Source organism: Nocardioides soli (assembly GCF_014191495.1).
Taxonomy (GTDB): Bacteria; Actinomycetota; Actinomycetes; order Propionibacteriales; family Nocardioidaceae; genus Nocardioides; species Nocardioides soli.
The window spans coordinates 1113783-1139365 of the sequence record NZ_JACHWR010000002.1 but is presented as its reverse complement, the minus strand read 5'-3'; the positions used below and the strand labels follow the sequence as shown (position 1 = coordinate 1139365).

The 25583-nt window shown below is 69.7% G+C and carries 23 protein-coding genes; 7 read left to right on the top strand and 16 right to left on the bottom strand.

The window, feature by feature from the left end; genetic code table 11:
* Position 1: 1 nt before the first annotated feature.
* The 4 genes from FHU40_RS15840 to FHU40_RS15825 form a co-directional block, all read right to left on the bottom strand.
* Positions 2-331: a hypothetical protein gene (locus FHU40_RS15840; RefSeq protein WP_183593240.1), complete on the bottom strand. Its 330-nt coding sequence runs from the start codon at positions 329-331 to the stop codon at positions 2-4.
* Positions 332-350: 19 nt separating this feature from the next.
* On the bottom strand, positions 351-1289 hold the full coding sequence (locus FHU40_RS15835; RefSeq protein ID WP_183593239.1) for a hypothetical protein: 939 nt from the start codon (positions 1287-1289) through the stop codon (positions 351-353).
* The gene (locus FHU40_RS15830) at positions 1286-1537 is read right to left on the bottom strand and encodes a hypothetical protein (RefSeq protein WP_183593238.1); all 252 of its coding nucleotides are present in this window, start codon (positions 1535-1537) and stop codon (positions 1286-1288) included. Before FHU40_RS15830 ends, FHU40_RS15835 begins: the two co-directional genes overlap by 4 nt.
* Positions 1538-1613: 76 nt before the next feature.
* Entirely contained in the window at positions 1614-2366 is a 753-nt protein-coding gene (locus tag FHU40_RS15825; protein ID WP_246390615.1) for a hypothetical protein, read from the bottom strand.
* 689 nt (positions 2367-3055) lie between these two features.
* Here FHU40_RS15825 and FHU40_RS15820 point away from each other — a divergent pair.
* Genes FHU40_RS15820 through FHU40_RS15810 form a run of 3 tightly spaced genes read left to right on the top strand, consistent with a single transcriptional unit; the run spans position 3056 to position 4382 of the window.
* Positions 3056-3388: a hypothetical protein gene (locus tag FHU40_RS15820; protein ID WP_183593236.1), complete on the top strand. Its 333-nt coding sequence runs from the start codon at positions 3056-3058 to the stop codon at positions 3386-3388.
* Positions 3388-4134, top strand: a complete 747-nt coding sequence (locus FHU40_RS15815; protein WP_183593235.1) for a hypothetical protein — start codon at positions 3388-3390, stop codon at positions 4132-4134. The genes FHU40_RS15820 and FHU40_RS15815 overlap by 1 nt, the downstream gene beginning before the upstream one ends.
* Entirely contained in the window at positions 4131-4382 is a 252-nt protein-coding gene (locus FHU40_RS15810) for a hypothetical protein (protein ID WP_183593234.1), read from the top strand. Before FHU40_RS15815 ends, FHU40_RS15810 begins: the two co-directional genes overlap by 4 nt.
* Before the next feature lie 394 nt (positions 4383-4776).
* Here the strand turns inward: FHU40_RS15810 and FHU40_RS15805 are convergent, their stop codons facing one another.
* The 8 genes from FHU40_RS15805 to FHU40_RS15770 form a co-directional block, all read right to left on the bottom strand.
* Complete coding sequence (locus FHU40_RS15805; protein ID WP_183593233.1) at positions 4777-6549, bottom strand: ABC transporter ATP-binding protein; 1773 nt, start codon at positions 6547-6549, stop codon at positions 4777-4779.
* Positions 6546-8312 carry an ABC transporter transmembrane domain-containing protein gene (locus FHU40_RS15800; protein ID WP_183593232.1) on the bottom strand — a complete coding sequence of 589 codons (1767 nt, stop codon included), beginning with the start codon at positions 8310-8312 and terminating at the stop codon, positions 6546-6548. Before FHU40_RS15800 ends, FHU40_RS15805 begins: the two co-directional genes overlap by 4 nt.
* Positions 8302-9492 carry an alpha/beta hydrolase-fold protein gene (locus FHU40_RS28335; RefSeq protein ID WP_183593231.1) on the bottom strand — a complete coding sequence of 397 codons (1191 nt, stop codon included), beginning with the start codon at positions 9490-9492 and terminating at the stop codon, positions 8302-8304. The genes FHU40_RS15800 and FHU40_RS28335 overlap by 11 nt, the downstream gene beginning before the upstream one ends.
* On the bottom strand, positions 9489-10262 hold the full coding sequence (locus FHU40_RS15790; protein ID WP_343057886.1) for an ABC transporter ATP-binding protein: 774 nt from the start codon (positions 10260-10262) through the stop codon (positions 9489-9491). Before FHU40_RS15790 ends, FHU40_RS28335 begins: the two co-directional genes overlap by 4 nt.
* Before the next feature lie 92 nt (positions 10263-10354).
* The gene (locus FHU40_RS15785; protein ID WP_183593230.1) at positions 10355-11413 is read right to left on the bottom strand and encodes a FecCD family ABC transporter permease; all 1059 of its coding nucleotides are present in this window, start codon (positions 11411-11413) and stop codon (positions 10355-10357) included.
* Complete coding sequence (locus FHU40_RS15780; RefSeq protein WP_343057885.1) at positions 11410-12453, bottom strand: FecCD family ABC transporter permease; 1044 nt, start codon at positions 12451-12453, stop codon at positions 11410-11412. The genes FHU40_RS15785 and FHU40_RS15780 overlap by 4 nt, the downstream gene beginning before the upstream one ends.
* Complete coding sequence (locus FHU40_RS15775; protein ID WP_221199858.1) at positions 12450-13307, bottom strand: ABC transporter substrate-binding protein; 858 nt, start codon at positions 13305-13307, stop codon at positions 12450-12452. The genes FHU40_RS15780 and FHU40_RS15775 overlap by 4 nt, the downstream gene beginning before the upstream one ends.
* Positions 13308-13480: 173 nt before the next feature.
* Positions 13481-15346 carry a siderophore-interacting protein gene (locus FHU40_RS15770; protein ID WP_183593228.1) on the bottom strand — a complete coding sequence of 622 codons (1866 nt, stop codon included), beginning with the start codon at positions 15344-15346 and terminating at the stop codon, positions 13481-13483.
* Between the two features lie 177 nt (positions 15347-15523).
* Between FHU40_RS15770 and FHU40_RS15765 the strand changes: the two genes are divergently transcribed.
* Positions 15524-17050, top strand: a complete 1527-nt coding sequence (locus FHU40_RS15765; protein WP_183593227.1) for a helix-turn-helix domain-containing protein — start codon at positions 15524-15526, stop codon at positions 17048-17050.
* A 143-nt stretch (positions 17051-17193) separates the two neighbouring features.
* Here FHU40_RS15765 and FHU40_RS15760 read toward each other — a convergent pair whose 3' ends face one another.
* The 4 genes from FHU40_RS15760 to FHU40_RS15745 form a co-directional block, all read right to left on the bottom strand.
* Positions 17194-17631 (bottom strand): hypothetical protein, encoded by a 438-nt coding sequence (locus FHU40_RS15760; protein WP_183593226.1) that lies wholly within the window; start codon positions 17629-17631, stop codon positions 17194-17196.
* The gene (locus tag FHU40_RS15755; protein WP_183593225.1) at positions 17628-19748 is read right to left on the bottom strand and encodes an integrase; all 2121 of its coding nucleotides are present in this window, start codon (positions 19746-19748) and stop codon (positions 17628-17630) included. The genes FHU40_RS15760 and FHU40_RS15755 overlap by 4 nt, the downstream gene beginning before the upstream one ends.
* Positions 19733-21490: a hypothetical protein gene (locus FHU40_RS15750; RefSeq protein ID WP_343057884.1), complete on the bottom strand. Its 1758-nt coding sequence runs from the start codon at positions 21488-21490 to the stop codon at positions 19733-19735. The genes FHU40_RS15755 and FHU40_RS15750 overlap by 16 nt, the downstream gene beginning before the upstream one ends.
* A gap of 83 nt (positions 21491-21573) precedes the next feature.
* Positions 21574-23133 (bottom strand): site-specific integrase, encoded by a 1560-nt coding sequence (locus tag FHU40_RS15745; RefSeq protein ID WP_221199857.1) that lies wholly within the window; start codon positions 23131-23133, stop codon positions 21574-21576.
* Positions 23134-23212: 79 nt separating this feature from the next.
* Here FHU40_RS15745 and FHU40_RS15740 point away from each other — a divergent pair, with 79 nt between their 5' ends.
* From FHU40_RS15740 to FHU40_RS15730, 3 genes are all read left to right on the top strand, one after another.
* Positions 23213-23533 carry a thermonuclease family protein gene (locus tag FHU40_RS15740; RefSeq protein ID WP_183593835.1) on the top strand — a complete coding sequence of 107 codons (321 nt, stop codon included), beginning with the start codon at positions 23213-23215 and terminating at the stop codon, positions 23531-23533.
* 391 nt (positions 23534-23924) lie between these two features.
* Complete coding sequence (locus FHU40_RS15735) at positions 23925-24482, top strand: type IV toxin-antitoxin system AbiEi family antitoxin domain-containing protein (RefSeq protein WP_221199856.1); 558 nt, start codon at positions 23925-23927, stop codon at positions 24480-24482.
* Positions 24479-25396, top strand: a complete 918-nt coding sequence (locus FHU40_RS15730) for a nucleotidyl transferase AbiEii/AbiGii toxin family protein (protein ID WP_183593222.1) — start codon at positions 24479-24481, stop codon at positions 25394-25396. The genes FHU40_RS15735 and FHU40_RS15730 overlap by 4 nt, the downstream gene beginning before the upstream one ends.
* The last annotated feature ends 187 nt before the right edge of the window (positions 25397-25583 follow it).

The window sequence follows — 25583 nt, the reverse complement described above, 5'->3', positions numbered from 1 at the left end:
GTCAGCAGCCGTTCCCGACGATGCCGTTGAGGATGGCGTAGATGCAGACGAACGCGATCGCGCCGATCACGGTCCAGAACAGCCCCGAGGCGCCGATCTGAGCGGCCCGGCCCATCTGGCCGAACTTCCCCACGATCAGCGCCCCCGCGGAGGCGAAGCCGGCGCCGATGATGATGGCGATCACGCCGTACTTGACCCAGCCGAGGATGTCGTTGACGTACGGCTTGACTCCGGTCGGGGCCTGAGCGCACACGTCGCCGACGCCTTCGGCCTTGATGTTTCCGGCGGCCGCGATCTGGATGGCGACCTCCGAGATGGTCTCGACGATCATTTCTTCTCCTTCTTTCCTTTCAGGTCCGGTTCGCCGTCAGCGGGCCGGTGATGGTGATGATCCGCTTCAGCAGGCGCTGGGAGGGGCTTGTGAGCTGCTTGGGCAGCGGGTCGGGGCCCAGACCCGGCAGGGCCTTGGCGGGCAGCAGCGGCGCGAACAGAACGGCCTCCTGCTGTCGAACTGCGCGCAGCAGCCGGCCGGCGGGGGCGAACTCGCGGTCGCTCCAGCGGGCCGCGCCCACGACGACGACCACGACCCCGTCGCGGGTGAGCTGTCCCTCGAGGTCCGCCAGCGCCGCCTCGGTCTGGCTCAGCGCCAGTCCATGCGGCCGGGTCACCAGGACCTCCGCCCGTGCCGGCGTCGTGGCGACCCAGGAACCCGCCCCGGAGGCGGCGAGCTCACGCATCGACCAGCCGGCGTCCAGAACCGTCAGGTCGACGCCGTCCACCGACCTCGGGCTGGGCACCTCCCCGGGGACCCGGACCGGGTCCTCGACGCGGTCGATCAGCACTCCGTCGCCGCGGCGGCCGCGGCGCCATCCCTCAGCGGCGCCGAGCTCGGTGACCGTGGCGCCCAGCAGTCCGGACCACGCCGGAGCGGCGGCATCAAGCACACGGGTGCGGATACCCGCGGCGTCTGCGACATCGGCCAGGGCGAGGGCGATCGTCGACGCCCCAGCGCCAGCGTTGGCGGCACGCACCCGCACCAGCGGCCCGGCCCCCGTCGACACCGCCGACGTGGCGCCCGGGCTCGGCGTGTAGCCGGTGCCACGGGGGGCACGGTCACGCTCCCCCTCGGTCGTGGCGGTCGCCTCGAGGGTCGCCCGCGGGTTCTGGCCCTCGGCCGTCTCCAATGTCGCGGGTCGCGTGGGCGGGGTGGCAAACGTGCCGGCCGCCAAGGCGGCGGCCGCAGCCCGCAGCTCGCGGGTGGAGTACCGGGTCGCGGTGCGGGTGCTCATCGGGTCGCCCCAATCCGGGCTGCTGCCCGGAGCCGCAGCGCTTCACGGAGAACGGCGGCGGGGGTGTTGCGGAGTACTTCGCGTGCCTCCGCGGCCTCGACGGCGTCGGCGCGCAGACGCGCAATCATCCGCTCGATGTCGGACAGCGCGTGGTCGACGCTGTGGTCGGCCACCACGTCCAGCAGCTGCGCGGCGACCTCGGGGGTCGGCTCGGGGACGGTGACTGCGGTGTGTGCCTGCTCGCTCATGTTTGGAGAAGCAACCGCGCCCTGTCCGGATCGGACAGGGCGCGGCGAGGTTCTTCGAGAATGCTGAGCGAGGTGCTCAGGCGATGGCGGCCAGGTACCTCGGGGCGGCGTCCCGCAGCCGCGCGGCGGTGCGGTCGCGGCGACGCCGGATCGTCCGCATCGCGACGCCATGGCGCTCGCCGACGACCCGCTGCGCCTCCTCGCGAGCGAGGCCGTCGTTCTCGGCGGCCAGGAGCTCGACGAGCAGGTCGATCTGCTCGGTGTCGATCACGCCGACCTCGCGCGCCCAGATGAGCAGGTCGGCCAGGTCCTCGACCGGGTCCTCGACGTCGGGGACCGCGAGGATCAGGTCGCGGTCCTGATCCGAGCGGCCTGCGCCGTCGGTATGGCTGCCGAGCACCAACGAGTTGTTCGTCTCGGTCCGTGCGTCCAGGGACGTCGTGTCGATCCGGGAGACCATACCGGCGGCCGGGCGGCTCAGTCGCTGCCGGGCGCGGCGCAGCAGGTAGGTGGCGGCGTGACAGCCCACCTGCGGTTCGGCTCCCTTGACCTCCTCCCACACCGTGGCGTTGACGTCGTCGATCTCGCACACGTCGGCCAGAGTCATGGCTACCCGGTTCACACCGTCCTCGAGCAGCACCGCCACTGCCAGCGCGGCGTCGTCGTCGTCGCCCCCGCGCCGGGACCCGAGGGCGGTTAGGCCGGCCACCACCTGATAGCAGCGCTTGTCGCGTCGACGCCATCCTTCGCGTGCTTCCTCGAGGCTGGCGAACCCGGCCAGCCGGGGCTCGACCTGCTGCCACTCGGTCCACTTCCCGGACCCCTCCAAGCTGCTGATGACTGAGGTCGCCAGGGCACTCTGGGCCTTGCGCCGCCGGTGCTGGCCGTCGCTCCACGACAGGCGTGGGTTCGGGATTTGGGATGCGGTGCCGATAGTGACTTCGTGGGCGGGGTGACTGGCCGACATGGCGGTCCTCCGAGAGCAGAGCGAACAGGAACCCGCCCACTGCAGAACCGACCCCTCACCACCTCGCTCACCACGGCGATCACCACACCCCCGCACCCGCCCGGTGACCGCTCACCAAGCCGCTCACCAAACGCAAAACCCGCAGGTCAGAGCCGGTGAGGCCGCTCACCAGACCATCGGCGAAAGAGCCGGAAAAGGATCGGCCGAACGGGTTGCCGTGCCCACCGGGCCACCCCATGTCGAGATGCAGCGAAGGTTGAACCTGCCTACGGATCGTGTACTTACCCGGGTTATGTCAACTGCGAGGTTGGCGTTCGAGAGTCTGGGAGGCCGTTCACTGTCCGGCCCGGCCCCGTCCGGGCTGGTCCGGGTTGGTCCGGGTCCGAGCTGCGGCGAGCGGAAGGTGTCCGATCTGGGTCGGTCGAGGTTGCTTCTTGCTTGTGAAGGGGTCGCGGTGGATTCCGCGCCGTTCCGAACCAAGGAAGAGGTGATCCCCGATGGGGAAGGCGACGCAGGCTCAGGCAGCGAGGGATCGGGCTCGGGATGCCCGGTTGAAGGCGGCGCGGGAGCGGCGGCTGAAGCTGGACCCGGATCAGTTGGCCCGGGAGCGGCGCATCGATGAGGCGTCGGTCGACGTGGAGGTCGCCTGGGAGAACAGGGCGCAGGCCGAGCAGGCGGTCACGGATGCGGAGATCGCGGCCGCGGCCGCGATCGAGCGGCTCCTCGCGGAGCGGCTCGCGGTCAAGGACGTCATGCAGCTGACCAGACTCGACCAGGCGACGGTCCGTCGGCTGCGCCAGCTCACCACAGACGACAACGAGCCCGACAACGGCATGGACGAGGGCCGCACCACTGTTGCGGGTGCCGAGGCCGAGGTGGCGTGATGCTGAACCGGCCGAGGGTTGTGATTGGGCGACGGCGTCAGCACGAGCCGCTGAGATCGTGGTCGGGATGGTCATTGACTTCGATCCTGATCAACCCGGCTGAGGTCGTCCAGGTCCGTGACGCGGGTTGGTCGGCCGACGCGCCGCCGCGACCTCGAGACGGGGAGCGGAGCGTGGGCACGGCCGATGGCCTCGGATTCGGCGTCGACGACTCCTGGCACAACCCGGTCGAGGTGGTCCCGTGGACAGAAGTCGAAGCGATCGCGCGCGCGGTGCCTGACGAGGTTCGTCAGCACTTGGTGGAGTTCCGGGCGAGGTGGCGCGACCACCAGGTCGCCTACCCGCGGTTCGTCGCGAGTGCGGAGGCGATCGGGTGTGGCCCGATCGTTCCCGGTCAGCCACTTACGCCACGCCAGGAGGCCTACGTGCGCGAGCACGAGGCCTTCGAGGCCAGCGGCGTGCTGCCGGCCTGGGAGCAGAAGCGGGCCCTCCTCGACGCGGAGCGGCTGGGCCTGCACGCCCGCGCGCTCTCGGTGGATGCCGATTCGGAGGCCGGCGACCTCCTCGAGCTGCTGGACGACCAGAAGCGCGACCGGAGCGCGGAGAAGCCGGGCACCGCGGCCGGGCCGCCATCGTCGACGGATCGGCCGGCGCTGCGACCGCCCTCACCCGGCACGACCTCTGCGGCGCGGGCAGCGGGATCGTCGAGCCCGATCGCGCCAACCACGGGAGGAGGGGGCCGATGATCGCGAGCAAGCCGGTCCGGCTCCTGTCGCTGGCGATCGTGGCACTGGTGGTCCTCGTCGGCGTACGGGGCATCGTCGGCGGCATCGCGTCCAGCGGCGCCCTGTTCGATGGCGCGGGCGCCGACTCCGTGGCCGCCGGCAAGCGGACACCCGGCGTCGTCGCCTACGTCGTGGACGGTGACACGGTCGAGGTCACCACTCCCAATGGCCGGGACGTCCGAGTGCGGTTGCTCGGAATCGTTCATTAGTCAAGTCTGGTGTCGGGATTGAACCTGTCGCGCCCCGTGGGCAGCGGAACCTGTCGTAGTCGGCACCCGCGGAACACCGGAACGGAAGGTCCCGGTAACGGGATTCACTGGCCGCTGTGCGTGTGTCGCAAGAGGCCCCCGTCCCGGTGACGGAACTCGGACGGCTCCTATGGGACGTCCGCCGGGTTGTCGGGCCCAGGATGGCCTTCTGGCGTTCACCGTTTGTGGTTCCTCATCCGGAACCGATCCGCTCAGCAGCCGCCCGCCTTGAAAGGGACAGTGCCCGTGGGCGGCCTCGACGGTGTCGACCGACTCCATGCGCGCCGACGCCGCAGAGGGGAGGCCGGGAGGGTGGCCTACGACGGACCTGAGAAAGCGCATGAGCATGGCCGTTTCACCGCCCGGACACCCACGCTGCCCACAACCCGGCGTACACGCCGCCGGCAGAAACCAGTTCATCTTGGGTTCCTGATTCGATTATCCGGCCGTGCTCCATCACCACGATCCGGTCGCAGCTGGCAGCCTGGGAGAGCCGGTGCGCGATGACCAGGCCGGCCCGTCCCGCCAGGACGGCGAGGACGGCGCGGTCCAGCTGCTGGGCGTCGGCGGAGCCGGCCTCAGCGGTGGCCTCGTCGAGGACGGCCAGCTCTGGGTCGGCGAGCAGCACCCGCGCGAGGGCGAGCTGCTGGGCCTGGGCGTCGGTGAGCGGGTGCCCGCCGGTGCCGACGACGGTGTCCAGTCCGTCGGGCAGCCGGGCGAGCAGGCCCGCAGCACCGGTGGCGTCGAGCGCAGCGCGGATGTCGCGGTCGGTGGCGCCGGGGGCGGCGAGGGTGAGGTTCGCGCGCACGGTCCCCGCGAACACGTGCACCTCCTGGGTGATCACGGCGACGTGACCGGGTCTGGCGACGTTGCCGGTGTTTGGAGGGTGGATGCCCGCGATCACGGCGGCGAGCGTGGTCTTGCCGGCTCCTGAGGCGCCGACGACGGCTACGTGCTGGTGCTCGCGCAGGTCCAGTGTGATGTCGTCGAGGACGAGGGGACCGTGGTCGTAGCTGAAGGTGACGTCCGTGAGCCGGACAGCGGTGCCGGCCACCGCAGTGCCCGCCATCGCAGTGCCCGACACCGCGGTGGCGGTCGGCTCGCTCGCGTCGGGGACCGTGAGGACGCCGATCATGCGACTTAACGACGCGAGGGCGGACTGGAGGGTGTCGAACACGAGCAGCAGCTGGTTGAGCGGTCCGAGCAGGCGCAGAACGAGCAGCATCGCGGTGGTGGCGCCGCCGACGCTCGAGTCTCCACGCTCGATGAGGACGAACCCGACGACGAGCACTGCGGCGAGGCTTAGGAACTCGCCGAGGTTGAGGCGGCCGCTGAGCATGCTCTGTACGGTGCGTGCCCGCATCGATTGCAAGGCGACAGCCCAGGACGTCGTCAGCACAGCACGATGCCGCTGCTCGGCGAGCCCGAAGCCGAGGACGGTCTCGTAGCCACGCTGGGACTCCAGGATCTGCTGGGCGCGGGTGCTCATCGCCGCTCGCTCGGCGCGGTACGCCTGCGGGCCGGCCCGGTGGTACCACCGGAGCGCGACGGCGTAGACGGGCAGTACGACGGCGAGGGCGGCCGCGTAGGGCCACTCCAGTGCGGTGAGCCCGCCCAGCGACACCACAATGGTGAACACCGTGACGGTGAGCACCGGGATCACGGCGGGAGCGGCATCCGCGACGGCGGTGACGTCGTCGCTCGAGCGGGAGATCAGGTCTCCGGTGCCGGCTCGTTCGACGAGGTGCTGCGGGAGGGTGAGCGCGCGTTCCACCAGCCGCTCACGCAGTGCGGCCAGGATGGTGTGGTAGGTCCGGGTGCCCAGGACGATCGTCAGCGCGGTACCTGCCGTGCCGAGGACCGCCGAGAGCGCCATGACCGCTGTCGCGGTCAGTACGGTGCCGAGGCCCGCGGTCCCGTCCTGCACGCGATCGACGAGCAGCCCGATGGCGACGGCCGGGATCAGATCCACGGCGGTGCTGACGATCCCCAACGCCGCCACCGCGACGAGCTTGAGCCGGTGGCCGCGGCTGAGCCTCCAGACCTCGGCGGCCGTCGCACGGCCGTCCGCGACGGGAAATCCGCCCTCGGGTGGCAAGGTCCCGGTCGCCGTATCGGCGTCGCTCATCGCGTCGCCCTCGCCGGCACGGGTGCGGTGTCCAGCAGGTCGACGACACGGTCGCAGCAGCCGAGCAGCGCGGGGGAGCTGGCGATCAGCAGGGTCGAGCGGCCTGCGCGTACGCCGGGCAGCCGTCGTGCGATCGCCTGTTCGGTGACCGAGTCGACCGCGGTGGTCGGGTCGTGCAGCACGAGCACCGGCGCATCGCTCGCCAGCGCACGGGCGAGTGCGACCCGCTGCCGCTGGCCGCCGGAGAGGCGGTTGCCGCCCTCGCCGACCGGGACGTCGAGATCGTCCGTGAAGTCGTCGCACGCGGCGGCCGCGAGGGCGGCGACCAGCAACTCGGGCCCGGCGTTGCTGGTGGGGGTGGCGAGGTTGTCGCGGAGTGTGCCGCTGAACAGGGTGGCGCGATGCGGGGCGACGGTCACCCTCGAGCGGTACGCCGCCGGGGACATCTCGCCTGCCGCGATCCCGTCGAGTCGCGTGTGCACGCCGTCATCGACGCCGTCGTTGACCCCGTCGTCGAGGCGGGGGTCTAGCAGCGCCTCGACGATGCGGGCGGCGGTCCGGTCGTCGGCATGTACGCCCACGAGTTCGCCGGGCTCCACTCGGATCGTCGTACCGCGCGCGGATAGGTCCAGCACGGGCGGTGCCGCGCCGGCGGACAGTGGCGCGACGGCCCGGCGAGTGACGTCGGGACGGCGGGTGCGGGCGGCATTTCCCTGGAGCAGCTCGAGGAGGCGCGCCGACGAGGCTCGGGCTCCGGCGAGGTTGGGGATGGAGGTGCTCGCGATGAACTGGATCTGCGGGAGCAGCGCCTGGGTGAGGCCGACCGCGGCGATCAGCTCACCGACGCTGAGCTGACCGTCCACGGCGAACCAGCCGGCCAGACCCATCACGGCGGCGACGAAGGTGCCGCTGACCACGCCCGATCCCAGGAGGAATCGACCTAGCAGCCCGGCGTTGCGCCGGGCGCCGACGAGCGTGTCCTGGCTGGCCGCCCGGTACCGCCGGGTTGCCTCGGCCTCGGCGCGCACCCCCTTGACAACCCGGTAGCCGGCGACCAGGTCCGAAGCCTGTCCGACCGTGGAGGCCAGCAGGCCCTGGTACTCCCGGGTGTCGTGCGAGAGCCGCTCGCTGAGCACGCCCATCATCCAGACTGCCACTGGAGCGCCCACCACCACGACGAGTCCGAGCGGCCAATGGGTCGCCAGCAACGATGTGGCGATGAAAGCGATCGCGGCGATCCGCGAGATCGGGATGACCAGCAGGATCACCGCGTTGGCCAGCCGGGCTACGTCGCTGGTCATCACGGAGACGACGCTGCCGTCCGGCGCTCGGGCGGCACCGCCGACCGGATGCAGCACAGCCGTGGACAGGGTGCTCCGGAGCCGGTGCTGCAGCAGCTGCACCGCATAGGCGGTGAGACGGTTCGAGAGCCTGGCCGCCACGGTCAGCGCGACGTACAGGGCCAGGAGCACGCCGAGCCACAGCGCGAGCCGCCCGGCGTTCCCGGTCGCCAGGGCCTGGTCGATCGCCAGGCCCATGACCACCGGGACTGCCGACTCGCCCACCTGCCACACGATCGCCGCCAGCATCGCCGGGACGGTGACTCGCTTCACCGACCCGATCACGCGGAGCAGGAAACGGTCCGCCGTGACCCTCCCGACCTCGAAGGTCGGCGCCTCCGCCGGCTCGGCGGGGCCATGCAGGAGCACCGGCAGCCAGCGGGTCAGCGGTCCGCGGCCGAGCCCTGCCGGATCACTCTGCATGGCGCGGGAAACACCAGAGGAGGGCGTCGGCGAAGAGTCCGCGCCACCAGGCGTAGTCGTGCCCGCCGGCGAACTCCCGGTACCTGGTGTCATAGCCCTTCTCGGTGAGCACGTGGTCCATCCAGCGGCTGTGGGTGATTGAGCCCTCCAGTTCGCCGACATCGTGGAAGACGCGGACCGGTGCGGTCTCTGCGGCCAGGAAGTCGGCGATCAGCGTCGGGACGGGTGAACGGCGCAGCAGCTCGCCGGCGCCGGTGCCCCACGTGAGGTCGGGGTGGTACCCGCACGAGGGGGACTGGAGGATGGCGTTGCCGAACGTCGTCGGGTGATGCAGCGTGGTCCATCCGGCGCACAGCCCGCCGTAGCTTTCACCGGCCAGTGCCACGTCGCACGGGTCCGTTGAGAGCGGATACCTATCGCGCAGCCAGGGCACCAGCTCCTCGACCAGCATCCGGGAGAACGCCGGATCGCAGAGCAGCTCTGCGTAGCGCTGCAGTCCGAGCGATTCGAGGAGTACCACCACGCAGGGCCGGATCAGTCCCGCCCGGACCAGGGCGTCGCGGACGCTCGGTGCGCTGTGGTCCGGCGTTCCGTCAAGGTGGATCACGAACGGCAGTGCGCTCCGGTCCGAGAACTCACCGGGGGGCATCGAGACCCAGATGCGGCGTTCGTTGCCCAGGATCTCGCTTGCCAGCACGGCGGTATCGATGGCAGGGGCCGGCTGCGCCTCGGCCTCATCGAGACCGGGCAACGGCGCGGCATCGGGCAGCACCGTCACCGAGGCTCCGGAGAACCTCTCCACCGCGCACTCAGAGAACCTGGGGGGCGGATTGAATGGGTCCGGCACCTGTTCCTCCTCCCCCTTTGGACCACGTCGCGTGAAGACGTACGAGAAGCGCAGGTCGGAGCGCATCCGCAGGGTGAGGGTCCGCAACGGCGTCCCTGGCACCGCCGAGAATTCCGTGTCGATCGCGTTGAGGCCGATCCTGGGACCGATCACGACCGAGATGGTGACTGTCGTGTCGTCCCCCGGCTCGTCGACGAACGTCACCTCCACCTCGCCCGCCGAGGCCTCCTCGACAAGCGGGGCACCCATCTCCTTGAGATGCCGTTTGAACCTTTCCGGACTCCACTCACCGGTGAGGAGCTTCTCGACGAACGGATTGATCGTTGGGCTCACAACGTCTCCTCCCTCCGAGCGAGAGCGTGGGCGGCATCGCCAACGGACTTCGGTCGGCTTCGTTCGCGGCCGAGCGGTACCACCTGTGGGCTCCGGGCCACCGGATCGGGCACCACCAGGCAGCGCAGACCGAACACCTCCTCGACCAGCTCGGCCGTGACAACCTCGTCCGGAGCGCCCTCGGCGACAACCTGGCCGTCCTTCATGGCGATCAGGTGGGTGCCGTAGCGAGCAGCCTGGTTCAGGTCGTGCAGTACGGCGACCAGGGTGTGGCCGACGAGGTGCAGGTCGGTGAAGAGCTCCATCAGCTCAATCTGGTGAGTGATGTCGAGGAAGGTGGTCGGTTCGTCGAGGAGCAGGATGTCGGTGTGCTGCGCGAGCGCCATCGCAACCCACACCCGCTGCCGCTGGCCACCCGACAGCTCGTCCACCAGACGACCGGACAGGTCGTTGACCGCGGTCTGGTGCATGGCCCTGAACACGGCCTGTTCGTCGGCCTCGGTCCACTGCCGCATGAACCCCTGATGCGGATATCGGCCCCGGGCCACCAGTTCGGCCACTGTGATCCCGTCTGGGGCGATCGAGGTCTGCGGCAGCAGCCCGACCCGCCGCGCCACCTCCTTGGTCTTGAAGGAGTTGATGTCGGCACCGTCGAGGACGACCTGCCCAGCCGATGGCTTCAGTAGTCGGGACAGGCCACGCAACAGGGTGGACTTGCCGCATGCGTTCGGCCCGACGATGACCGTGAACGACTCGTCGGGGATCGCCACCGAGAGGTGCTCGGAGATGACCCGCTTGTCGTAGCCGATTGTCGCCGACTCCACGTGGAGGCGAGCAGTGCCGGTCGGGTCGGTCGTTGCGCTCACAGGCGTCTCCTCGCTTCGGTGAACAGCAGGTATCCGAGGTAGCCGCCGCCGAGCACGACGGTGACGATGCCGACCGGCAGTGGGGTGGGTGCGACGTGCTGGGCGAGGTAGTCCGCCGCAAGGCACACCAACGCACCGACGAAGGCGGCGGGAGCGAGCGTGATCCCGGCGGTTCGGGCAAGTCGGCGTCCGATCTGCGGGGCGACCAGGGAGATGAACGCGATCGGCCCCGACGCGGCTGTGACCGTCGCCGTCAGCGCCACGCCCACCACGATCAGGCCGAGGCGTACGGGCGAGACGCGAATCCCTTGCGAGGCGGCCGCGTCGTCACCCAGCTCCATCTGCCGCAGCGGCCGGCTCAACATTCCCGCCAGCAGCAGGAACACGAGAACGCAGGCGCCGCCGACAAGCACCTGGCTCCAGGACACCCCGTAGAGCGACCCGGCACCCCACGCAGCGGCGGCCATCGCCTGATCCAGGTCCGCCTTGATCATCAGCCACGTGTTCAGGGACCCGAGCAACGCCGAGACCCCGATGCCGACGATGATCAGCCGGAACCCCTGCACCCCTCGCCGGTAGGCGAGCATGTAGACGGCCACTGCGGTGGCCATCCCGCCCAGCAACGCCCCGCCGACCAGCTGCAGGTAAGTGCCGTTGACGACCAGGATCACGATCAGCGCGCCGGTGTAGGAGCCCTGGGAGAATCCGATGATGCCGGGGTCGGCGAGCGGGTTGCGCAACAGGGACTGGAAGACCGCTCCGCTGACCCCCAGGGCAGCGCCGAACACCACCGCCGCGGCGACTCGGGGTAGCCGCCACTCGACCACGATGGCATGGATCAGTTCGGACTCGCCGCCGGCGAGCGCGGAGACGACCTGGGCGGCGCTGAGGTGGTAGGAGCCGGTCATCAGCGCAAGCACCGCCATGCAGGCGACCGCGGCCGCGAGTACCGCGCAAACAATGACCGAGCGCCGGTCGAGGCGTACGGCGAACCGCCGGCGTCGCAGCACCAGCACCCGATGCCCGAAGTCGACCCGCGGACTGTCTGCGCTCATAGTCCGCTCGCCTTCTTCCGTCGCGCCAGCGCGATCAGAACGGGGGCGCCGACGAAGGCGGTGACGATACCTACGGGGATTTCGCTCGGTCGCATCACGATGCGGCCAAGGATGTCGGAGACGAGGAGCAGGCTCGGGGCGAGAAGGATGCTGTAGGCGAAGATCCAGCGTTGGTCCGGGCCGACGATCCAGCGAGCCACGTGCGGCACCATGAGCCCGACGAATCCGATGGGGCCGGCGATCGCGGTGGCTCCACCGGCAAGCAGGGTGAGGGCGAGCACCGAGAGAGCCCGGGTGCGCACCAACTGGACCCCTTGGGCGGCCGCCAGTTCGTCACCCAGAGCCATGGCATTGAGCGGTCCGGACGCCGCGAACGCGAGGACGAGCGCCACCGCGAAGAACGGCAGGATCGGCCACACCACATCGAGCGGTCGACCCACGACCGAGCCGGCGTTCCAGTACCGCATCGCGTCGAAGGCCTCTGGGTTGGTCAGCTGGAGCGCCTCCCTGGCGCCGCCGAGAACCGCGCCGATGCAGACGCCGGCGAGCACGAGGACCACCGGCGAGGAGCCCTGCCGCGTCGACCCGAGTGCGAGCACCATCAGCGTGACAATCAGCGCCCCTGCGAACGCGAACCACATGTAGCCCTGGACGTCGCGGACGCCGAGCAGTCCCACAGCCACTGTCACCGCGAAGGACGCACCGGCATGGACGCCGAGGATGCCCGGATCGGCCAGTGGATTGCGGGTGAGCGCCTGAATCAACGCGCCCGACAGGCCGAGCGCGACGCCGACGACCAGGCCCACGATCGTGCGCGGCAGCCGGTAGTCGCGGATCGCGAACTCGTCGATGCCGGACGAGGAGTGGAACAGCGCATCCCACACCACTGACGGCGCGATCGACGTCGATCCGATCATGACGCTCAGGACCAGCAGTACCGCCAGCAGCGCCAGCGCGACGGCCAGGCCGAGCAGCCGACGACGCGGTCCGGGCACCGCCGAGGTGCCCGGACCGTCTTGCCTCAGAGCGAGGGCGGTCACTCCTCGGCTGGGAGGGTCGCCAAGGCGCTGTCGAGCGAGTCGAGGTAGCGGATCGCGGCGCCATAGGAGTTGTTGCCGGGGCAGAAGACTCCGAGTGCGCGACCGGACTTCACAGCATCCAGCGCCTTCCACGTGTTGCTCTCGACTACCGGCACGAAGGGCTCGGTCGGCTGGCCCTCGGCGTCGACAGGGTAGGTGATCACCTCGTACTTGGACAGCTCACCGATCTGCTCGAACGACAGGGACTCGTAGGCCAAGGGGTCCGCGCCCTCTGCGGCCTCAGGGAGGTCCAGGCCGACTTCGTCCCGGGCGATCTCGGAGCAACCGATGTCCGCGATGTAGAACGTTCCGGGATCGTTGAAGTCCCCGCGGGAGATGTCGACGAACGAGGTGCCGTCGATGACCTCGCCGTAGGTCTCCTGGATTTTCGCGACCTTGTCCCCGAACTCCTTCTTCTGCTGGCTGAGCGCATCCGCCACGTTGCCGGCATCCGCGATTCCGTCAGCGAGGGCCTTCCACTCGGCGTCGAGCCCGAAGAACACGGTCGGGGCGATCAGCTCCAACTGCTTCTCGATCGCCTCGAACTCAGCATCGGGGATCTGGACCAGGATGAGGTCCGGCTTCAGGGTTGCGAGTTCCTCCAGGTCGACCTCGTCGGCGCTGGTAGCGAGGATCTTGGCTGACGCGTACGTCGCCTGCTGGTCCTCGGGCAGCCGTGCGACATTGGTGGCCGACTCCTCCGTGACGCCGATCGGTTCCCCTCCGAGGTCGATGAACGGCAGTGTCGTGTTGCCGATCGTGGCGACACGCTGCGGGTCGGCGGGAACCTCGATCGTGCCGTTGTCGGCCTGCACGGTGCGGGTCTGGGCGGTCGGGTCGCCGGTGTCGTCAGCGTCGTCACCGTCACTGCCGCAGGCGGTGAGGACGAGCGTAGTGCTCAGGAGTGCGGCAACCAGGGCCGCGCCGCGCCGTCTCAGGGGTGTCGTGGTCATGCGGTGTTCTGCTTTCTCTTATTTGGGTGGTGGGGTCAGTGGGTGTCAGCTGGTACGAGTTCGTGGACGGTGGTGCCCCACCCGACCGTGTGTTTGGTGCTCCGAGAGAGCCCGGCTTTGGTGATCACGGTGTCGAGCTCGGTGGGTGTGCGGAGGCCGGAGCCGTGGACGGTGAGGGCGAGCAGGTCGGCTTCGCCGTCGTGTTCGTCGAGGTCGTCGGTGTCGAAGGTCTCCTCGATCAGCAGCACGCGGCCACCGGGGAGGAGGTTCTCGGCCGCTCGGCGCAGCGCGTGGGTGGCATCGGCGTCGGGCAGGGACTTGAAGGCGCGGCTGACGAGCACCAAGTCCGCTGCGGGGCTGGGTTCGAAGACGGACTGCTCGACCACGCTGACCCGCGCGCGGTGCGCCTCGTCGGGGATGGTGTCGGGCAGGTCGCGGTGCAACCAGTCGGCCTGGGCGGGCAGGGCGCAGATCGTCACGCGCAGGTCGTCGTGGGCGGCGACGAGTTCACCGGCCAGGACGCCCGCGCTGCCGGAGTGGATCACCACGTGCCGGGCCCCGGTGAGCAGGTCGGACTCGGCGATCGACAGGGCCAGTGCGGGTGCGAACCCGGCCAGGCGTTCGAGGTAGCGGTCCTCGTAGTCCTGATAGGTGCGCACCTCGGCGAAGGTCTGACCCGTGACGGAGGGATAGGCGGCACGGCCCGTGCGGATCGACTCGGTGAGCCCATGGATGCCGAGTGCCTCCCGACCGACCACCCCGGTCGAGTGCAGGGCGTCGGCGAAGAAGTCGACGGTCAACACCTCACCCAGGGAGGTCAGGCGGTAGTTCCCGGGTTCGGTCTCGGCGAGGAGGTCGATCGTCTGCAGGTAGCGCAGCAACTTGCCCAGTGCCCGCTCGTCGGCATCGGCCTTGACGGCAAGGTCCGGCACGCTGGTGACGCCGCGGGAGATCAGCTCGGGAACGCCGAGCTCGACGGCGGTACGGATCGCGATCGGACGGATCAGCTCGGTCAGGTCGTGAACCTTTTCGAACGGGGTCTTCGTCTTATCGGGGTCGGGCACGGCGCCGTCGGTCTCCAGGACGACGACCTCGCCGCGACGCCAGTACCCGGAGAACTCGACGTCCTCCTTCCGCACTCCCCGGTCCTCGACCAGATGGCGGCGCAGGTCCCGCACGGCGGTGCGCTCCCCGGCCACCCAGGCGAACGGTCGGCCGTCCCACCAGTCGGTGTTCTTGACGGCATCCACGAGGTGGGTGGTGGTGCCCGCCTCGGCGCCGTCGCGTACCAGCCAGGTGACCTCGACGTGCGGCAGCGTTCGCAGTTCCAACCGGTGGCCGTCCTCGGCGACTTCGATGAACACCTGCGCCCGCACGTCGTCCGGGAGGTCCTCGAGCAGGCGGGCGATCGCCGGGATCGCCGTGTCGTCACCGGCGACAAGGAGCCAGTCCGCATCGCGGGGCAGCGCCCGCGACGAGGAGGGGCCGTAGAAGTGGATGCGGTCGCCGATCTCGGCGCGGTAGGCCCAGGTGGCGCCCACCCCGATGCCGTGCTTGACGACGTCCACGTCGAGCTCGCCCGACTCCGGATCCCACCGACGCACGGTGTAGGTCCTCGACAGGGGTCGGGGATCTCTACGCAGGTCCAGGCGGTGCTCCTCCTGCACCGGCAGTACCGGGACGTCCTGGCCGGGGTAGCAGAACACCAGACTGATGTCGTCGTCGAAGCCGGACGATTCGAACGCCGGCTGCGGAAATCCGTTCGCCGAGGTGAACGCGCGCAGCTGCTCGCCACCTAGCGTGACCCGCCGCATCCCCGGCGTCAGATCGGCCATCCGGACGACCTCGACCTGGCGCAGCGTCGGCGGGTGCACGGTGAGCCGGCGTGAGGTCTTGGGCATAACGGGAGTGGTCTTCCTACGTCTTGAGAACAAGGGCGCTGCTAAGGTTAGGCAAGCCTCGCCTACAACGGGGTGCGCAGCCTGCCATATGGTTAGGACGTGACGCGCGTCTCCTCGTACGCTCCCAAAGCAGGCAACCCGCAGCCGATCCCGGCAGCCCGGTTGAGCGGGACCCGCGTGCCAGCCCGCTCACTCCTGCTCTGGGTCCGCGCCGGTACGGCACACGTCCACCTCGATGGCAGGGCCGCCCTCCGCCTGTCCGCCGGCACTGGCGTCTGGATCCCCGCCGACGGCTGGATGGACCGCGACATCGTCACCGAGCCCGGCACCGTCGCGTTCCCGCTGTGGCCGCACGCCAGCGTCGGCAGCCCGGGGTTGTCGGCGCCGACCCAGTTCGATGTCCCCGAGAGGTGGCAGGACTGGCTGATCCAGCTCTTCAACCTGCAGGTCACGCCATTCAACGGCCGCGGGTACTCCCCGGACGCGATCACCGACCTCATCCGCCGACCCGCCTCACGGCCGCCGGCCCCCGCGCCGATCGAGCACGCAGCCACGTTGCCCGGTCCTGCACTAACGGTCATACCGCGAGCCCGCGGAGCACGTGCCGTGGCCGAGGAGCTCCTCCGCGACCCGGCGCTGGACCTCACAGTCGAGCAGTGGGCGGCGCAGGTCCTGACCAGCCCGCGCACCCTCCGCCGCGACTTCATAGCCGACACCGGGCTCACCTTCGACCAGTGGCGGTCGGGGTGCCGGTTGGGCGCTGCGGTCGAACTCCTCGCCGCCGGGTACGACACCGACCAGGTCGCCGCACGGGTCGGCTTCGCGAGCCGCAACGGCCTGACCCGCGCGTTCAAGGGTCGGTTCGGACTGACCCCTCACGAGTTCGGCCGACAGTTCTCAGCCCGTCCAGCCTCGGGGGACATGACGCCGCGCGCACGGGCTGCGCGCCAGGCCGACGACCTGATGCGACTGATGCGCGGGGACGACACCCCGGCCGCACCGGAGATGCTGCCCGCGACCTCGACCCCTTCGCACACCAACGACATCCACGTGCTCAGCTGGGTGTACCGCGGCAGCGGGTACCTGGACATCGGCGCGGACCGCTACGAGCGCGAACGAGGCGTCGCAACGTGGATCCCGGCCGGACTCGAGCACGTCACCGGCCTCCGCGAGAACTCCATCTCCCTGCCCCTGGGCAACGCCAGCACCGCCGACCTCCAGTTGACCGGTCCCATGCAGGTGCGGTTCCCCTCGGCCTGGGACGACTTCCTGATGTTCTGCTCGGTCAGCGCCCGGTCCGGGCTGCGGCCGCCCGACCACGACCCCGCGCATGTCGTCGACCTCTTCACCGACCAGGTCGCGGCCCAGCGCGCCCTGTCCGTGCCGATGCCCACCGATGCACGCGCACACTCTGCGGCGATGGACTACCTGCGCAGGATCGGCTCCTCCGACCTGCCCGGCCCCGACGTGCCTCCCGACATACACCGAGCGTTCCGCGAGGAGACAGGCATGACGGTGACCCGGTGGCGCTACGCCGCCCGCATGCGCGTCGCCCGCGACCTTCTCGCCAGCGGCGCCAAGCCCCACACAGTCGCCCGCCGCGTCGGCTACGCCCACCTGCCGACGTTCAGCACCGCCTTCTCCCGCTTCCACGGACTCTCTCCACGCGAATACCAAGAACGCGACGCCGAGGGTGACCGCTAGACGATCGACATCTGGCGCGCGGCCCCGTTCAGCTCGGGTGTTGGAGACGCCAAGCTGCCTGGCCCCCGTCGGTCCGCTCGGCGCGCTGATCCAGCGGGTGCACCGCGACATGCAGGGCACAGCCGGTCACTCGGCGAATCCCGTCAGGCCCCAGCGCGCTGGGCCGACGAATGCGCGCCGATGTGTGGGACCTGTTGTAGTGAGGTGAGTCCTTCGCGTGCTTGGTGGAGTTCGAGGGAGAGTTCGCCAATGATCTTGGTCAGCGTCTTGGTGGTCTCGTGCTCTTCGGCGAGCTGGCGCTTGAGAGCATCGTTTTCGTCCCTGAGCGCGCGGTTCTTGTCGGCGACTCTTGCGATCGAGCTGGGCGTGGCGTGCTGCGCTTTGACGCGGGCCGTGAAGTCGTCGACGAGGTTCTTGTGGTCGCCGTAGACGACGTCACGTCGTAGACCGGACTCGGTGATCAGCTGTGTGCCGTTGAGTTTGCCGGTGGTCGAGCGCAGCGGGGTGCCGGCCAGGAGCCGGTCCGCGGCGGCGGCCAGGTCGCGGCGTTCGGCGTCAAGGTCGCGTCGCCTGCGGGTCATGGTGTGCGCCCTTCGGTGGGTGCTGCCTGGTGTCGTGTGAGGACGGTGCGGATCTGCTCGGCTTGGGCGCCTGCGCGGTCGCGCAGCGGCGTCGGCGCCATCGAGTCGTCTGCGGCGGTATTGAGGACGGTGAGTCGTTCGGCCAGGCGGGCGATGTCGCGGTCGGTGTAAGCCAGGTTGACGCACCCCGCCTGGCATTCTGCCTCGAGGGGGCCGTCATCGATCGGCAGTCCTTGGGCTTGGCGGCTGGTGCGGCAGACGGCAGTCTCGGCTCGGTACACGCAGGTCATCCCGTCGCCGTGGTGGATGCTCGGGTCGGTGTGTTGCAGGAGGCGTTCGACGTTACGGACGCGGTTGACGACTCGCCCGGCGAACCGGTGGGCAGCCGCGACCCGGTCGCGATAGTCGGTGGCGGCGGGGCCGCTGACGTGTTCTCCAGCGGCCAACAGCGCGTGGTCGTGCTGGTTGTGCTCGAGGATGGCCTCCAGGCGTTCGACGGCCAAGTCGTCGAGCCACCCGGTGTCGGCCTTGCCGCTATAGCTGAGTGTCACGGTGGTGGACACGTGCCCGTACTGAAGTGCGGCGGCGATCAACCCGCGGGGACGACGCACGATGAAGTAGGCCAGGGTGCGGCGAAACCGGCTGGCGTAGATCCGACCGGCCGGATCAGGTGGGATCACGGCGTCGCCGTCGAGCCGGCTGAAGGTGGCATTGACCCAGGCGATGAAGTTTCCCAGGTCGCGGGTCATCTCGCCGTTTCGGCGGGCATGCCGGTCGGCGGGTCGGATCGCGTGCGGTTTGTGGAGGCTGGACGGGAACAGGAAGGGTGAACCGTCGGTCAGCCGCTCGAGCAGAGCGATGGCTTGGTGGACAGGGCGCACCACCACCCAGGTGCGCTCCCAGGGGTCGTCTCCGAGGGTGGGGCGTGGAGTGCGGGCGTGCCCTTTGCCGTAGCGGCCGGCCACCAGAAGCTGGCCGGTCGTCTCGTCCTGGCGGGTGCAGCCGCGGCGTAGGTTGAGGACTTCGCCGGGTCGCATGCCCGACAGGTAGCTGATGATGACGAAACAGGCCACGGACAGGTGAGAGACCAGGCCGGGGAGCTCGTGTGTCGTCAGGGGCCGTTCGCGCCACGGGTGGCCCTGGACGAGGCCGGTGATGGTACCCACGGGTGAGCCGTCGTCGATGGGAAGGCCGCTAGCGAGGATGACCGGCTGCAGGCTGGGGGGTACGTGGCGTTGCGGCAGTTGCAGCATCCTGGCGAGCTGGCTCCAGTTGATCCGTGGTTGTTCCTGCGAGTTGCGGCGGGGATGCCCGGGCAGGGCATGACCCCGCTGGATCGCGTCGGCTGCGAACGCCTGGAGCCGTTGCCGGGAGGTGAGCCCGTCGAAGGCGCGTTGGCTGGGATGGGTGCCGGCCTCGATCTGGTCCTGTTCGGCGCGGGCCGCCACGATGTCGGGGCCGATCACCTCGACCATGCGCAGGCTCCAGGCCAGCAGGGCTTCCATGGTGGCCGCGGCGACGCGCGGGGTTGTGTTCTCCGTGCCCGCCGGCCGGGACGCTGCCGCGGCCAGCCGAGCCGGCGGCATGCCGCCCCACGGACTGTGGGTGTTCAGGCGACAGTGTGGGGGAAGGCGGCCGCGGTAGTCCCACACGGTGCGGACCGCGATGAACAGGTTGCTCTTGTGGTGGGTGCTGGCCTCGAGGCGGAGCACGTGCTGGCGGTAGCGGTCCAACTGCTGGTCGGTGACCTCGTGCAGGTTGGGCAGGTGTTGCTGGCTCATCCACTCGGCGAACTCGCGCAGCATGCGGAGCCGGTACGCAAGGGTGCCGATGCTCATCAGGTCTCCGTCGCTGGTGACGGTGACGCTGCGCGGTGTGGGGTGTTCCAGGAAGGCCAGGGTGACGGGCTTGAACACGTCGACCAGCTCGGCGGGCCAGTGGTCCCATCGGATCGCGTTGATCTTTGCGTGGGCGTCGGGGTGGGCGGGGGCCAGGTGCCAGACCGCGTCGTCGAAGCGGGACAGCTTGCCCGGCAAGGTCCCGGGGCGCACGGTGCGCTGGCGCAGGATGAGCTCGCCGAAGCGGCCGGCATCATCACTCGTCAGTGGACGTCCCATCGGCCCTCCAGGAGATCGTTGATGCGGTGACGATGCTCGTCGGTGATCTCGGCCTTGGCTCGGTCGATCTCGGCAGGCTGGAAGCCGGTGGTGATGTCTTGCAGCTGGTCCAGGCGGGGCGCGTACCGGCGCGCCCACAGGGCCGGGGGGAGGTGTGGACGCAACTGCTCCAGTGCGTCGATCGCGGCCAGCTGGATCGGTAGCTGGTGCGGCAGGACGCGGGCGTTGGCGCAGTCCAGGCAGGCCAGGAAGGACGCCGAGCAGGCGACCCCGGGCGGCTCGTACGGGCTAGCCCGGTGGTCTTGGCAGGACGCCAGGACGGTGTCTTGACTCCCTTCGATCAGCCCGGCCAGCTGTCGGATGGTCATGCCGGCCCGTGTGGCGGCGGACTGTGGGTCGCGCCGGGCGAGGTCGACGAAGCTCTGGGTGAAGACCGGGACACGGGCATGGTCGCGGGCCTTGCTCACCTCGTTGTCCAGGGCGGCCGCGACAATGGCGTGGGACTCGGCCTGGACGGCGGGTTGGGGCATCAGGTAGCTATCGCGCATGGTGGTCGCCGTGTGCGCCACTGGGCGACGGCGCCGCTCGATCGCGGTCAGCCGCAGCCTCCTCACGGAGACCACCGGCTTCCCGGCAGGGACCGCGAAGGTGGAAGTGGGGAAACCGCGGGCGGCGGCCCACCGCTGCACATGCTGGCTAGTCAGCGTGGTGATCCATGGGCTTGGAGTATGAACGGTCTTCTTGGCGATCCGGCCGACGAAGAGCCCTTGGCTGTTGCTCAGGCGGCGGGCGGTGTCGCCGAGGTCGAGCAGCATTCGGTACACCCGCAGCGGCGACCGGGACCATCGTTGGTCGGGGTCGCCGCCGGTGACGAGGTCTTCCAGCGCGATGACCATGTGTTCCCGGTCGGGTCCGCGGCGCGGCTTGCAGGCCTCTACCAGGGCCAGGCCCTCGTCGGTCAGCCCGCCGTCGGGGCGGAAGTGCGCCGCCGGCCAGGCCGCGATCGTGCCGTAGTTCTGCCCGGTGAGGGAGATCAGGAGCAGCGCGAACGCGGCGAGTTCGTCCGGGGATAGGCACAGCATGCCGGCGACCTTGACCAGTCCGCCACAGCGGTGCACCTCCGGCGTGGCGTTCGTGTCGAACTTGCGGGGCAGCTGGCCGGTACGTTCGAAGCCATCCAACAACCGGCCAAGTGTCATGTCCTCGCTGCCGGTCGGAAGCTCCCCGCTCCGATACCGGACAAGGAGTCGCCGCGCGGCGTGGATGCGGTCGCGGGCCGCCCGCACGTCGTGTCGTAAGGCGGTCAGGATCTCCTGCCACTCGGTGTCGGTGTAGCCCCGGTTGCTGATGTCGCGGCGACTCATCCCGCGTACCCGGATCGCGGCCAGCCCGGCCCGCGCGTCGGAGCTGAGACGCTCGTCGTCGCGCAGCAGACCTCGCAGGTTCTCCACGTAGCCGCTCATCGTTCGTGGTTTCAGGTGCTCGTATCGGCGCCGGAAGTCCAGCATGTGCTCGCCGACGACGTCCTCCGGCTGCCGGACCGGGTGCTCGGAGAGCACGACCGCGAAATGGCGAGCGGTGTCCACCAGCGACCTGGCGGAGGGCAATCGCTTGACCGTCGAACGGGTGGTGAGCCGGCGGGCGACACGCTCGGCCAACCACCGGCGGAGAGGTTCGGCCACCGGCAGATCGGCGAACTCGAACAGCGTGCTGCGTCCACTGGATTCGTCAATGAACAACACACTTTGACCATCGGGCCCCAGGCGTGGGCGCGGCGCCCACCCGGCGGGTGGCAGGGCCGCGGGTTGTCCTCCCTGCGCGCCGCTCACCGGGACACCTCGCCGGTGATGGTGATCGGCTGCACCGTGCGCCCGCCTCCGTGGGCGAGGGTGCGCAGCAACGCATCGACTCCGACGGTCTCCTCCTCGTCCAACATGGCCATCAGGTAGTCGATTTCCAGGCCGGCGAAGGGTTCGAGATAGATGTCTCGCGTGGTCATCGGGTGGGCGTGGCCCATCAGCGTGGCCAGTTGATACCAGATGTCACCCAGCTGGTCGCGCAGGTCACGTGTCTCCTCCTCGGACAGGCCCGTGACCCGGGTCCGCCAGACCGCCGAGAGTATCGAGTACCACTTCAGGCAGAACGAGTGCCGCAACATGTGCGGCCGCGCCCACAGCGGGCACTCGTCCGCGTCCCTCCCGTCACCGACGGTCTCGGCCCACGCTCGGGCGATGCGGTGATTGGCGTGATCGAAGGTGTCCTCCCACCCGTAGGGCTTCTTCGGCAGCCCATTCGGGGCGAGCCACAGCCACAACGGCGCAGTCCCGTCCGGGGTGCGTCGGAACAAGCGGCGTCGCTCGTCCGGGCCGAGCACGTCCAGCGAGACCGGCACCGGGTCGCCCGGGCCCTCGATCAACAGCCGCCGACTGTGCGCGCGGTAGCCGGCCACGACCCGGATGCCGGGCAATTGCTGGTAGCGGCCAGCCCGCTGAGCCCGTCGGACAACCTCAGCCCGGGAGCCCTCTGCCGGGTCGGTGTAGGCGGCTACCGCATGCAGCACGCTGCGCGGGATCCGATACGTCCGGCCGGACTTGCCACCCTTGAGGCATGCCGCCGAGAGATGCGCCGGCGCGAACCGGGCCGCGCCCGGTGTGGGGATCTCCACGTCGAGGACGCTGGCCCACTCCGCCAACCGCAGGCCCGTCCCGTACAGGCCATCGACGAACGCCGCATCCCGGTCCTCATTGATACCGCGCCAGCCAGGGCGGCGCAGTCCATCGAAACCGTAGCCACACAGCCCGATGTCGCGCCACTGCTCGAACGCCGACCGGAGCATCCACTTGACCTGCCGCCGCGTCGAGCCAGCGGGCCGCAACGGATCCCGGCCCACCGATAGGCGACGCAGCGCCTCTTCGCCTGGCCGAACGCTGCGTCGGGGGCCCACGCCGGCGGTAGCGACCGGATTGGCCACGCCATACCGCTGGCCGGCCCACGAATAGAAGGAGTTCAACGCCGACCGATCCGTGTCGAAGCTCGTCGGCTGCACCCGCCCGGCATTATCCAGCGACGTCAGCCGCCACTCCTTGAACGCTTCCACGTCACTGACCGTCGCCTCCACCCAACCACGGCCGACCACGTGCAGATAGTTCAGCCACACCACCAGGGCGTAGGCATACCGGCGCCACGTTCCTGGACGGGCCTCGGCCATCGGCCCGGTGCGGAAGAAGAGATTGACCCGCGGGTCAGGCCACCCACCCGGCCCGATCAGCACCGGTGTGCCGTGCCGGGCACCATTGGCCGCAGCGCGAGCATGCACCTCCCCGAAGCCCGACAAGGACTCAGCGTCGGGGGTGGTCACGGACGCAGTGAAGTCGTAGAACGTCACCGTCCACCCTTCCAAACCAGCAGGCAAGAGCGCTCCCCAACCAGGTCATGACCGACAGTTCGGGAGAGCCTAGAGAAGGATCAGCGCTCCCGAGATCCCGCATCCGGGCAAGCCAGCGGAGTGCTACGGCTCTGCGTCCACGCGATACCTCAGGCAGCTCCTGCCGGTCGGCACGCAGGTCACCCTCGTGAGCGACCCGACGCAGGACGACGTCGACAGCTACGCGCGCTGGCTGCGCTACGTCGAGGCAGGTGGGCGCGACATCGGACGGGCGCAGATCCGGTCCGGTGCCGCCGCGGCCCGGGACAGCTCAGACCCCGTCTCGCGCCACGCAGCGTACTTGCAGGTCGAAGACCAGGCCCGGGAACGCGGGGCGGGGATGTGGACGGCATGTCGCTGACCAACACGCCGGGACTGATGACCGCGAAGGGGTTGCAAGCGGTATAGGGGAACTGTCCGGCCGGCGCACAGGATTGACGTCTGAGCGTCGTGGTGCTCTCGGAGGAGATCGACGGCGCCTGAGTGCAGGTCGACGGGACCTGCGAGGGGATCGACCGCCGGTATAAGGAGGGTTCACCTCAGCGGCGCGGGTAGCAGGAACAAGACGACGAGGATGACCAACAGGAAGTAGAAGAGCGGCACAAACACGTTGAGGAACGCGCGGGCGGGTCGGTCGTCCGTCGCGGGCGCGCGCTCGGTGCGTCAGCGGAGCCATCCCATTACCAAAGGTGGCGGAACAAACTGTTTACAGGTATGGTTATCTGTGCACGGAATGATTCAAGGGGGAAGCGATGGAGACCCTGCACGCCAAGCATGCCGGAAGCCTCGGCATGTCCCGCAGTGCGCTGTACCGCGCCATCCGGGCGGGCGAGTTCGACCGCATCGCCCGCGGGATCTACCGACCGGCCGACGCCCCGCCCGCCGACTTCGACTGGATCGAGGCCGCCACTCGACGACCGGAGGCAACGATCTGTCTGACCTCCGCGCTGGCCCACTACGACCTCACGGACGCCATCCCCGCCGCCTTGGACATCGCGATCCCGAGAGGGACACGGGCGCCCGCCACCACGTCGGCCATCGCCTGGCACCATTTCGCAGCCGAGACCTTCGAGCTCGGGCGCACCGAGACCACGATCCCCGGCTCCGAGCTCACCATCGGCATCTACTCGCCGGCGCGCTGCATCGCGGATGCCTTCCGGCTGCGCGGGGACTTGGGCTACGAGATCGGCCGCGACGCTCTTCGCGAGTGGCTGCGCCAAGGCGGAAAGCCCGCCGAGCTCATGGCGATCGCTTCGAAGCTCCCGCGGTCCAAGAGTCCGATCCTGCACGCATTGGAGCTGCTGTCGTGAGAGACGGCGATGAGGTCTTCCGCAAGATCCAACGGCAGGCCCGCTCCATCGCCGACACCGAAGGGCGGCCCGCCCCCACATCCGAGCTTCTGACGCGGCATGCACTCGAATCCTTCCTGGACCGGCTCACACAAACTGACCATGCCGACGACTTCGTGCTGAAGGGCGGCATCCTGCTCGGCGCCTACGACGTTCGGCGACCCACCAAGGACGTCGACGCCGAGGCGGTTAGCGCCGAGGTGTCCGCCGAGCACGTCGCCCAGGTCGTGCGCGACCTGTCGGAGGTCGACGCCGACGACGGCCTGCTCTTCGACCTCGGCTCGCTGAGCGTGCAGGAGATCCGTGAGCACGACGAATATCCGGGCCTGCGCGTCCGGGTGAAGGCCTGGCTCGGCACCCAGACCTGTCAGATCTCCTGGGACATCTCCACCGGTGACCCTATTGTCCCGTCGCCGCGGCGCGTGCGTGTCCCGCGCGTGATGGGAGCAGACGTGGAGATGTGGGGGTACGCCCCCGAGACGATCATCGCCGAGAAGGGCGTCACGATCCTCGAACGAGGCATCACCAGTACCCGCTGGCGCGACTATGTCGACATCGTGCGACTGGCCGACACCCAGGAGCTGGACCCCGACGAACTACGCCGCTCCGCCGAAGCCGTTGCCCGCCATCGAGGCGTGGATCTACAACCCATCGGGGACGCCGTCGACGGGTACGGGGCCGTCGGTCAGGCGAAGTGGGCGGCCTGGAGACGCAAGGAGAGGGTGGAAGGCATCAGCGAAGCGGACCTCGACGAGCAGATGGCCCACGTCGCGGCCGCGCTCGATCCGATCTTCGACAACGACCCCGCCCCGGCGTCCCAGGACCCGGCGCTCGCGCCGATGGTACGGGTACTGCCACCACCGACCGCGACCTGAGGCGCAGCCGACGAACGACGGCGGATGAGGCCACGGACTGGCACAGCGAAGCCAGCACCCCAGATCTCGTCCTTGAGCGCCTGCGTGTCGCAGGCTGAGCCATCACCCGCCGTGGGCACATCAGGGTTCCTGCACGTCGAGGACCACAGGTACTTGGGCAAGAGCTGACCATGCGGATCTTGCGACC

What these genes read in the sequence shown, in the direction of transcription:
- FHU40_RS15840 (WP_183593240.1), bottom strand. Translation starts at nt 331, where the DNA reads ATGATCGTCGAGACCATCTCGGAGGTCGCCATCCAGATCGCGGCCGCC.
- FHU40_RS15835 (WP_183593239.1), bottom strand. Translation starts at nt 1,289, where the DNA reads ATGAGCACCCGCACCGCGACCCGGTACTCCACCCGCGAGCTGCGGGCT.
- FHU40_RS15830 (WP_183593238.1), bottom strand. Translation starts at nt 1,537, where the DNA reads ATGAGCGAGCAGGCACACACCGCAGTCACCGTCCCCGAGCCGACCCCC.
- FHU40_RS15815 (WP_183593235.1), top strand. Translation starts at nt 3,388, where the DNA reads ATGCTGAACCGGCCGAGGGTTGTGATTGGGCGACGGCGTCAGCACGAG.
- FHU40_RS15810 (WP_183593234.1), top strand. Translation starts at nt 4,131, where the DNA reads ATGATCGCGAGCAAGCCGGTCCGGCTCCTGTCGCTGGCGATCGTGGCA.
- FHU40_RS15805 (WP_183593233.1), bottom strand. Translation starts at nt 6,549, where the DNA reads ATGAGCGACGCCGATACGGCGACCGGGACCTTGCCACCCGAGGGCGGA.
- FHU40_RS15800 (WP_183593232.1), bottom strand. Translation starts at nt 8,312, where the DNA reads ATGCAGAGTGATCCGGCAGGGCTCGGCCGCGGACCGCTGACCCGCTGG.
- FHU40_RS15785 (WP_183593230.1), bottom strand. Translation starts at nt 11,413, where the DNA reads ATGAGCGCAGACAGTCCGCGGGTCGACTTCGGGCATCGGGTGCTGGTG.
- FHU40_RS15770 (WP_183593228.1), bottom strand. Translation starts at nt 15,346, where the DNA reads ATGCCCAAGACCTCACGCCGGCTCACCGTGCACCCGCCGACGCTGCGC.
- FHU40_RS15760 (WP_183593226.1), bottom strand. Translation starts at nt 17,631, where the DNA reads ATGACCCGCAGGCGACGCGACCTTGACGCCGAACGCCGCGACCTGGCC.
- FHU40_RS15755 (WP_183593225.1), bottom strand. Translation starts at nt 19,748, where the DNA reads ATGGGACGTCCACTGACGAGTGATGATGCCGGCCGCTTCGGCGAGCTC.
- FHU40_RS15735 (WP_221199856.1), top strand. Translation starts at nt 23,925, where the DNA reads ATGGAGACCCTGCACGCCAAGCATGCCGGAAGCCTCGGCATGTCCCGC.